Origin of the sequence: Campylobacter sp. IFREMER_LSEM_CL2127, from assembly GCF_025771745.1 — a bacterium.
In the GTDB taxonomy this organism is placed as follows: Bacteria; Campylobacterota; Campylobacteria; order Campylobacterales; family Campylobacteraceae; genus Campylobacter_D.
The window spans coordinates 1-3,163 of the sequence record NZ_JAKMQV010000022.1 but is presented as its reverse complement, the minus strand read 5'-3'; the positions used below and the strand labels follow the sequence as shown (position 1 = coordinate 3,163).

The window sequence follows — 3,163 nt, the reverse complement described above, 5'->3', positions numbered from 1 at the left end:
GATTAATAATGTCTTTGTGTTGAAAAAATATAAAATAATTCTTGGGAAATAGTTTCCCAAGAATTATTAGTGTCCTACTGCGCAAGGGTTCATAGTTTTAAAATGATCACTAACTATACAAGTAACTGATCTAAGTTCACCATCTGTTTCACCTATTTCTTTTTCTTCATCCTCTTCGTGTTTTATTAAATTCAATGCAGTGGTTTGCTCAAAATCTAAATCTTGTTCAGGTAATTCAGGTTTTGGATCAGGATCTTTTCCACCATTTCCATTTGGTTCATTTAGGTCAGGCTTGATTAATTGTGTATAGTCAAATTTGCCTAAAATCACAAAATGCTCGTTTGATTCTTTACTAGATTGAGCTTGCCATTTTTCTAAAATGTTTTGACTATTATCAATCTTAGCTGCTAAAGATTTACTATGATTTTCTAGATTTTCTATATTCTTTCTAAGAGCTTCAAGCTTAGCATCGTCTCTTTCAGCTTTATTAGCATTGATTAAATCAACATAAGCATTGTATTGTGAAATAGCTTCTTTTAAAGCTGCTTGAGTGTTTTTAAGATTTTGTAACAGGATATTTGTAGTAATTACTAATTCATTAAGATCGCCTTTTAAAAAACTATTTAGACTATCTTGATCATCTTTTATTTTTTGTGTTTTTGGAGCTAGATTGTTTTTATATTCTTTTAAAGCGCTAGCATTTAACTTTCCTTCAGAAAAGTTACCTTGATACACAGAAGCAAAATCTAAACTTTGAACAACCGATCTTGCTATTTTATCAAGATCGGTATTTTTATCATATTTACTTTTATTAATAAAATATGTTTTTATAAATTCAACTTTCTGATCTTCATTCATATTTTCATATTTGTATTCATTTAATATTTTTATTAGATCATGAATATTGATTGAAAAATATTCATTTGTAATATCTTTGATAATACTATCAATTACATCAGAATACAAATCATCTATATCTAACTTTACTTCTACATCATCAGGAATTTTTTCAGGGTGTGTGAATTCAGGCGAAATAACACTTACATTGATTGCTTCGGTGATATTTTTTGTATTATTTTTAAATACATTCTCATTTGGGGATAAGGTAGTAAAATTATTCCACAGAGACTTATCGGTTGTTGCTCCATTGAAAATATTTTCATTAGCATAGAAATTAATTTTATCTTTAAAATTAAAGGTATTATAGTTTTGATTGTAATAACCTACAAATTTTCCTTTTCCCATACCATTGTATTGTATAGAAAAATTTGGATCAAAATAAATATGTATATTTGAAAAATCTAGATTTGTTTTGTAGTATTCACCGGTATAAGGGGCTTGATTGTTGATATTTCCAATAAATCCACCAATATCTCCACCTTGAATCAACCCTTTAGAATTAAAATTTAAAGCAATATCTTTAAAACCAATATTTACATCTCCATTTCTAGCATCTATAAATCCAATAAATCCTCCTACTCCAGTTCCATCTTGATTACTAGAAATTCTACCTATATTATTTATAGATATATTAGAAAAATCAGCATTTTCAACGTTTCCAACAAATCCACCAACATTACCTTTATCAGCAGATATTTCCTTGATATTATCTAAAACAATATTGTTAAATTTTAAAACCCCGTTAAAACTATCAATCTCTCCAGCAAATCCACCAACACCCAAAGCATAGGTATTAGCTACACCTGCTTGAATCTTTCCTATATTTTTTATGTGAATATTTTGAAAATTTCCATTACCACCTATAGATCCAGCAAATCCACCAGCAAAACTATATTGGCTATATAATTCGCCATTGTTTAAATCTATATACACATTATTGATAGTTGTTTTTCCTCCAAGGTACCCACCAAAAGCACCTAAATGTCTTGTGGTTTTTATTTTGTCAATATCTTTTATTAAAATATTTTCATATATATATTCACCAGTATTTCTACTTTCCCCTATAAAACCTCCAGCAATATCAATTGTAGAAATATTACTAAAATCACTTAATGAAATATTTCTTAAACTAGACTTGCCATCTAATTCACCAACAAAGCCACCAAAAGATGCTTCATTTAAACTATGCAAATGAATATTTGAAAAATTATGCAAGGATATATTATTAAACTCTGAATTACCAATAGTTGTTCCAGCAAATCCACCAACACTGGCATTTAAAAACCATATGTTTCTTGTATCATATACTTCAATTTTTTTAACTCCACTTATTTCTATATTTTCAAATTTAGAATTATTAGCTGTACCTATAAAAGCTCCAACATATCCAAAATCTTTGCTATTATATGCAGCCTTTATATAGCCATTATAATTAACTTTTACATTTTTAAAAGTAGCACCCTTTGAAGCTCCAAATAAGCCTATTGTAAAAATTCCCTCTTTTGAAGTATCTTTTATATCTATATTAATATCACTAAGTGTAAATCCTTGTCCATTAAATATTTTGGAAAATCTTTTATATTCATTCCATCCAACTTCTGCACTATCACCAACTATCATATTAGTACAGCCAAGTCCATCTATACAATAATTAGCGTAATTGTTTCCTTTAAAACTTATATTGTTAGTAAGCCTATATTCATCTACTCCTTTATCGACTAGTCTAAATGTATCTACTTCATTCCAACTTTTAGCAAAGAAAAACCAATCTCTATCAGAACCTATACTAGCAAATTGATCTATATCTTTAGATTTTACATTTCCATAACTACCTTTTTGAAAATTATATTTTTTAAATGGATCGTTTTTATTATTTTTTAATTGATTGTAATAATTTTCTGTAGACATACTAACACTAGCTGATTTATCTGCGCTAATAAGATTTTCTTTGGAATTAAAATTAACTTTAGCTAAATCAAGATTGATGTAATTCCCCACCAAATGAATTTTATCAGCTGTATTACCACTTGGATTTTTTAAAGCATCACCACTAACATTATCATTATGTTTGCCATTGATATAGCCACCATCTATACTTACCTTATTCCCTATAAGTAATACATTATTAGCATTAATATTACCCATATTTACTACATTACCTGCTTTTTGTGGCTTAAATATAGGGGAGAAAGTTGTATAATCTATAACTTTTCCATTTGTATATTTTCCATCTGCAAACTCTTGCATACTTTTATTATCCATC

Annotated in this window: 1 protein-coding gene; it reads right to left on the bottom strand. The window is 27.9% G+C overall.

Going from position 1 to position 3,163, the window contains the following annotated elements; all coding sequences use genetic code 11:
- Positions 1 to 66: 66 nt before the first annotated feature.
- Positions 67 to 3,163, bottom strand: a 3,097-nt coding sequence (locus L8V77_RS07590; protein ID WP_263707389.1) for a hypothetical protein, incomplete at its 5' end; no start/stop codon positions are given.